At 74.0% G+C, this 6,762-nt stretch carries 6 protein-coding genes; 2 read left to right on the top strand and 4 right to left on the bottom strand.

The features are described 5' to 3' along the window. Window positions 1-314: 314 nt before the first annotated feature. Both C1I99_RS27625 and C1I99_RS27620 read right to left on the bottom strand, forming a co-directional pair. On the bottom strand, window positions 315-1,661 hold the full coding sequence (locus C1I99_RS27625; protein ID WP_111137141.1) for a M16 family metallopeptidase: 1,347 nt from the start codon (window positions 1,659-1,661) through the stop codon (window positions 315-317). 85 nt (window positions 1,662-1,746) lie between these two features. Then, the gene (locus tag C1I99_RS27620) at window positions 1,747-3,039 is read right to left on the bottom strand and encodes a M16 family metallopeptidase (protein WP_111137140.1); all 1,293 of its coding nucleotides are present in this window, start codon (window positions 3,037-3,039) and stop codon (window positions 1,747-1,749) included. 114 nt (window positions 3,040-3,153) lie between these two features. Here C1I99_RS27620 and C1I99_RS27615 point away from each other — a divergent pair, with 114 nt between their 5' ends. Next, window positions 3,154-3,903, top strand: coding sequence for a phosphodiesterase (locus C1I99_RS27615; RefSeq protein ID WP_111137139.1), 750 nt, complete (start codon window positions 3,154-3,156; stop codon window positions 3,901-3,903). Here C1I99_RS27615 and C1I99_RS27610 read toward each other — a convergent pair. Together C1I99_RS27610 and C1I99_RS27605 are read right to left on the bottom strand one after the other, a co-directional pair. Continuing rightward, on the bottom strand, window positions 3,870-4,082 hold the full coding sequence (locus tag C1I99_RS27610) for a hypothetical protein (protein ID WP_111137138.1): 213 nt from the start codon (window positions 4,080-4,082) through the stop codon (window positions 3,870-3,872). The two genes, C1I99_RS27615 and C1I99_RS27610, sit on opposite strands and share 34 nt — an antisense overlap. Window positions 4,083-4,218: 136 nt before the next feature. After that, entirely contained in the window at window positions 4,219-5,373 is a 1,155-nt protein-coding gene (locus tag C1I99_RS27605; protein WP_111137137.1) for an alkaline phosphatase PhoX, read from the bottom strand. Between the two features lie 304 nt (window positions 5,374-5,677). On the opposite strand from C1I99_RS27605, the gene C1I99_RS27600 reads away from it, so the two are divergent. Further along, a partial coding sequence (locus C1I99_RS27600) for a 3-deoxy-7-phosphoheptulonate synthase (protein WP_111137136.1) occupies window positions 5,678-6,762 on the top strand: 1,085 nt, incomplete at its 3' end.

Genomic DNA, 6,762 nt, shown 5'->3' with positions numbered 1-6,762 from the left:
GTCGAGGACGTCACCGTCTTCCACTCCGAGTGGTTCATCCGTCCCGGCACCCTCGTCGTCGCCGGCGACCTGGACCGGCTCGACCTGGACGCGCCCGCCCGCATTACAGGGCGGTACTGCCCCGGGATAGCGCCCCGCCCGCACCACGTGGCGACCTTTCCCGCACCGTGCGGGCTCCCCGCGCCACATCGCGACACTTGCGCGGAAAGTGCGGCTTCCGCACGTCACGTCGCGGCTGTTCGGGAAGGGCGCCCTAACCGCGCCTTCGCTGGCCGGGACCGGGCGCGGATCGTGGCCTGGTCGCGGCCGGGTGGTCAGGGGGTGTGGTCGACGAGATCGCCGAGGCCGGTGGCGGTGAGTTCGTCGCGGATCACGGCGGCGTCGCCCTCCACCACGAGGGTGAGCGACTCGGGGTGCAGATGGTCCGCGGCGGCTGCGGAGACCTGGTCGACGTCGGCGGCGAGCAGCGACTCACGCAACCGGGCGTGGTAGTCGTCGGGCAGGTCGTGCACCACCAGGGTGGTCAGCGCCGACGCGATCGCCCGGGGGCTCTGCAGCTCGACCGAGAGCTGGCCGGCCCGCCAGGAGCGGGCCACCGCCAGCTCGTCCTCGGTCACCCCTCCGGCCTCGGTACGGGTGATCTCGCCGACCGCCTCGACCAGCGCGGGCGCGGTCACCGCGGTCTGCACCCCGGAGCTGACCGCGAACCGGCCGAAGCGGCGCGACGACGCGAAGTCGCCGCGGATGCCGTACGTGTAGCCGTGCACCTCACGGATCAGGTGGTTGAGCCGGGAGGTGAACGCCCCGCCGAGCACGGTGCCAGCGAGCGTCATCGGCACGTGATCGGGGTGGGCGCGGTGCGGGGACGGGTGCCCGAGCCGCAGCGTGGACTGCACGGAGCCGGGCCGGTCGACCAGGATGATCCGCCGGCCGGCGCGCAGCGGCACCTCGATCGGCCCGCCGCGCTCGACCGGGCCACCGCCGGTGCCGGCGAACGCCGCCGCGGCGAGCGCGTCCAGGTCGAGCCGGTCCAGGTCGCCGGCGACGACGAGGGTGCCGGGACGGATGAACCACTCGGAGTGGAAGACGGTGACGTCCTCGACGTCCAGGGCGGCCACCGAGTCGGGGTCGCCGTACATCGGGCGGCCCCAGCGGTTCTCCGCGCCGAACAGGTCGGCCCGCAGCGCGGCGTCGGCCCGCGGGCCCGGGTTCGCCCAGTCCATCCGCAGCGCGGTCGCCTCGTCGTCGCGGACCCGCCGGACGTCGTCCGGGTCCAGCCTCGGCGTCCGGACGGCCTCGGCGAGCAGCTCCACCGCGGCGCTCAACCGGTCCACCGGCACCTGCACGCTGACCTGGAACGAGTCCCAGTCCAACCCGGTCACCAGCTCGGTGCCGAGCGCCTCGATCGCGAGGGCGTACGCGGTGGCGTCCCGCTGCGCGGTCCCCTCCTCCAGGGCCTTGGCCAGCACCCCGCCGAGCCCCTCCTTGCCGGTGGGCTCGCGCCCGGCACCGGCGTCGAGCAGCAGCAGCGCGACGGCGAGGTTCTGCCCGGGCAGGTGCGCGGCGACGACCTGACCGCCGGCCACGGTGCGGCGGACGACCTGCGGGAACCGGTACGGGCGGACGGGGCCCGGGCCGGGACGTTCGGTGATCAGCGTCATCGGAGCTTCCTCTCGTTCGCGACTGCGGGGCTCGCGTGCCTCGGGCCGAATGGGATCGCCGGGCCGCGTCGCTCACTCCTCGCCCTCACCGCCCCTCCTCGGGCAGGTAGGTCAGGGTCACCCGGTCGTCGGCGCCGAGCACGTCGGCGGCGACCTCGGCGATCTGCCCGGCGGTCACCGCGAGCCACGCCGGCAGCCGCTCGGCCGCCGTCGCCGGGTCACCGAACTGGGTCGTGTAGCGCCCCAGCACGTCCGCCCGCCCCTCCACGGTGGACACCTGCCGCCACCACATGGTGCTCAGCAGCGCCTTGGCGCGGTCCAGCTCGGTGGCGGTGACCGGCACCGTGGTCAGTTCGTCGACCACCTCGGCCAACCCGGCGGCCAGCCGGTCCGCGCTCACCCCGGGGCGGGCCGTGGCGGTGGCGATCAACGGCGCCGGGGCATGCGCCAGGTCCACCCCGTACGCCCCGACGAGGTCCGGCTGCGCGATCCGCTCGCCGTCGGCGAGCCGCTGGTAGAGGCGGCTGCCTCGGCCGCTGCCGAGGACGGTGGCGAGCACGGTGGTCACGTCGTACCCGGAGCTGCCGAACGGGTGGGTGCGGTGGGCGACGTAGACACGCGGCGCGGGCACGTCGGCGGTGACCGTCTCCACGGCGGGCCGGCCGGTGGCCGGGACGATCCGGCCGTCCGGCGCGGACGGGATCTCCAGCAGGGCGGGGATCGCGCCGAAGTACTTGTCGGCCAACGCGAAGACCTCGGCGGCGGAGGCGTCCCCGACCACGGTGAGCACCGCGTTGTTCGGCGCGTAGTAGGTGCGGTGGAACGCCTGGAAGGTGGCCAGGTCGGCGGCGTTCAGGTCGGCCATCGAGCCGATGGTGGCGTGGTGGTACGGGTGCCCCGGCGGGTAGAGCAGTGGCAGCAGGCGCAGCCAGGCGTCGCCGTACGGGACGTTCTCGTAGCGCTGCCGCCGCTCGTTCTTCACCACGTCGCGCTGGTTGTCCAGCGTTTCCTGGGTCAGCGCCGGCACCAGCCCGCCCATCCGGTCGGCCTCCAGCCAGAGCGCCAACTCCAGGTGCTCCGCCGGTACGGTCTCGAAGTAGTTGGTGCGGTCGGGGTTGGTGGTCGCGTTGAGCGACCCGCCCGAGCCCTGCACCAGCTTCATGTGCTCGGTCTTGGCCACGTTGACGGAACCCTCGAACATCAGATGCTCGAAGAGGTGGGCGAAGCCGGTCTGCCCCTCCGGCTCGTGTCGGGAGCCGACGTCGTACCAGAGGTTCACCGCGACCGCGGGGGCGGTGCGGTCCTCGCTCACCACCACGCGCAGGCCGTTGTCCAGTCGGGTCGTCTCGATGGGCCAGGGGTAACCGCTGTCGGGCATGGCACCGACGCTATCCGATCAGCCGGGCGGAAAGGTGACGCCGGTGCACCGCGGCCGGCGCCGTCCGTCGGGGAGCCGTGGCATCGACGGCGGACAGCCGGGTACCGGTGGGGCATGCCGTCTGCCGCCGTCTGCCGTACCTTCGTCGACCGCGCCGCCGTCGCCGTGGAAGGGGCCACCGCCGCCCTGACCCGGCTGCGCCGCGCCCGGCTGCTGCACCCGCTCGGCCGGTCCTTCACCGGTGAGGTGACGGTCTGGGGCGCGGCCGGGCCGCCCACCGGGGTCACGCTGCTCGACCGGCCCGGCCGCTACCCGGCGACGGTCCGGCTTTCCAAGGGGGTACCCACGCCGGCGAACTGGCCGGACGTGCTCGGGCTGGCGGTCCGGCTGCACCGGGGCGCAGAACGCCCGTTCGACCTGCTGGTCAGCTCCAGTTGCGCGGCGCCGGTGCTGCGCCACCTGCCGCTGCCCCGGCGGCGCTTCGCCGGGACCTACAGCACGATCATGTCCTACCGGACGGGACGGGGACGGCTCTACCTGGCCGCGCTGGCCGACCCGGAGTCGGTCGACCTCGGGCGCGACCTGGCCGAGGTGACCGCCGCGACCCGGGCGGACTGCCCGCGGCTGGTGCTCGCGGTCGCGTCCGCGGTCGGGCCGTGGCGGCCGTTCGGGCAGGTCAGCCTCGGTGACCAGCTCAGCGCCCAGGAGGACGCGGAGCTGGCCTTCGACCCGGTCGACAACCTGCCGGCGGGGTTGCGGATGGTGGGCCCGCTGGCCTGGTTGCGGGACCACACCTACCGGGCCTCCCGTCGGACGCGCGGCGCCGCCGCTCAGTCCGGCGGCTCGCTCGGGGTCACCGTCTGATCGGAGGTACGCCGCTCCAGGAGGGTGTCCGGCGCGGTGTACCGATCCTCCCGGACGTCGGAGTCGGTGAGGATCGCGTCCGCCTGCGCCTGCGGGTCCTCGCTGCCCACCACCGCCTCCTCGGGCAGCAGGTGCGCCCGGGACTCCACCCGATCCTGATCGCTGCGCTCATCGCTCATGCCGACCTCATACCCCGGGCGCCCGCCGGGCACGCCCCGCCCGACGCCGGGCCCGCCGGCCCCCGCCCGGCGCGGGCCCTGGCCGGCGGGTCTGACGCAGCGCGGCGGGCGGCCCCGGCGGGCGGCGCGGGCGCGGTCAGGAGCGGAACGGGCCGCGCACCTCGTAGGTGATGCCGCCGGAGGAGGAGCCGGAGGTGCCGCGCTGCGAGGAGAAGTAGAACCGGCTGCCGTCGGGCGAGAAGGCCGGCCCGCAGATCTCCGACGAGGACTGCCCGGTGATCCGCAGGAACGGGGCCACCACCTCGTCCGGCGTGATGATGTTGATCTCCATGTTGCCGCCGTCCTCGGCCACGTAGAGGTCACCGGAGCGGGCGCCGGTGATGTTGTCCACCCCGGTCAGCGGGGCCGTCCCGGGAACCAGCGAGTCGTCGTACGCCAGGTCGAGGCGCTGGTTGACGGTGTCGTACGCCCAGACCCGGTTGTCGCCCTTGGTGGTGAACCAGCAGATCCCGTCGGCGTACCAGCAGCCCTCGCCGCCGTTGAACCTCTTCGCCCCGGAGACCTGGTTGCGGGTGTAGGTGGGCGAGCCGTCCGGGTCCGGCACCCGGGCCCAGGTGACCGGGCCGCTGGTGGCGGTGCCGGCGACCAGCACCTCCAGCGTGCCGGCGGAGAGGTCGCCCCAGGTGGTGGGCCGGAACCGGTAGAAGCAGCCGGTGCTCTCGTCCTCGGTCAGGTAGATCACCTTCCGGTCGGGATCGCACGCGGCGGCCTCGTGGGTGAACCGCCCCATCGCCGCCCGCCGCACCCCGGCCTTGCCGCCCTGCGGGTACGTCTCGTAGACGTACCCCCGGCTGACCTCCTCCCCGGAGAGCCAGGTCCCCCACGGGGTCGCGCCGCCGGCGCAGTTGCGGTTGGTGTTGGACAGGATCCGGTACGCCGAGGCGATGCTGCCGTCGGCATTGAAACGCACCGCGGAGACCCCACCGGTGCTGGAGATCTCGGAGTTCGAGACGTAGATCCAGCCGGTGCCGGCGACGAAGCAGGCGCCGCCGTCCGGCGCGTCGTGCCAGGGGTACGAGGTGCCGGGCACCGGCTGCCGGGATCGGGCGATGACCCGGCTGGTGAAGCCAGCGGGGAGCTGGATGCCGTTGGCGTCGGCGGCCTGGAGCGGGCCGTACGGGCTGGTGCCGGGCTGGGCCGGGGCGGCCAGTGCGGCGCCGGCCCAGAGGCTGCCGGAGAAGGCGGCGGCGCCACCGGCGACGGTGGCGCGCAGGACGGTGCGACGGTCCATCGGGAACCTCCGGGGAGCAGCGGTCGGTGGCGATGAAGTTACCGCTGGTCACATCGACGGAGGTGAACATGAGGCGAGGCTTTGCCGACGACGTGATGGCCTTCCCCGGACCGTCGGGTACGCTGGGCCCTGTGACGCGTTCGTATCGATGGTTTAGGCAGCCGGCTCGTGAGCCGGTGACTTCACCATGATTTGACGTCACCACTCATCGAGCCGGCCGGGCAGGAGCGTTAGTTCCTGCCCATTCGCGTACGAGCAGCCGGCTCGACCCGGGCACCGGCCCCGGGGCGCGGTCGGCGGAAGGATGCCCACCGTGACGACCCCGGAGACCGATCGGGTCAGCGATCAGCGCATCGACCGTGTCGTGCCGCTGACCACTCCTGCCCTGCTGCACCACGAGCTGCCCCTGGACGACGGGCTCGCCTCGGCCGTCCTGGCCGACCGGCGCGCGGTCGGCCGGGTGCTGGACCGCGCCGACGACCGGTTGCTGGTGGTGGTCGGCCCGTGCTCGGTGCACGACCCGGCCGCCGCCCTCGACTACGCCCACCGCCTGCGTGCGGCCGCGGACCGGCTCGCCGACGACCTGCTGGTGGTGATGCGGGTCTACTTCGAGAAGCCGCGCTCGACGGTGGGCTGGAAGGGCCTGATCAACGACCCGGGGCTGGACGGCTCGGGTGACGTCAACACCGGGCTGCGGAAGGCCCGGACGCTCCTGCTCGACGTGTTGCGCCTCGGCCTCCCGGTGGGCTGCGAGTTCCTCGACCCGATCACCCCGCAGTACATCGCCGACACGGTGGGCTGGGGCGCGATCGGCGCGCGCACGGTGGAGAGCCAGGTGCACCGCCAGCTCGCCTCGGGGCTCTCCATGCCGATCGGGATGAAGAACCGCCCGGACGGCAGCATCTCCACCGCCGTGGACGCGATCCGGGCCGCCGGGGTACCGCACGTCTTCCCCGGCATCGACGTCTCCGGCACCCCGGCGATCATGCACACCCGGGGCAACGCCGACGGTCACCTGGTGCTGCGCGGCGGGGGCGGCCGGCCCAACTACGACGCGGCGTCCGTGGCCGGGGCGCTGGACCTGCTTCGGGCGGCCGGGTTGCCGGAGCGGGTGGTGATCGACGCCAGCCACGCCAACAGCGGCAAGGACCACCGCAACCAGCCGGTGGTGGCCGCCGACGTGGCCGCCCAGCTCGCCACCGGCCAGCGGGGCATCGTCGGCGTCATGCTGGAGAGCTTCCTGCTTCCCGGCCGGCAGGACCTCGACCCGACCCGCGAGCTGACCTACGGCCAGTCGGTCACCGACGCCTGCATCGGCTGGGACACCACCGAGGAGGTCCTCAGCCACCTCGCCGCCGCCGTCCGCACCCGCCGCCGCACCCCCGCTCC

Origin of the sequence: Micromonospora deserti (assembly GCF_003236335.1) — a bacterium.
Lineage (GTDB): Bacteria > Actinomycetota > Actinomycetes > Mycobacteriales > Micromonosporaceae > Micromonospora > Micromonospora deserti.
This window is presented reverse-complemented; position numbering and strand designations above follow the sequence as displayed.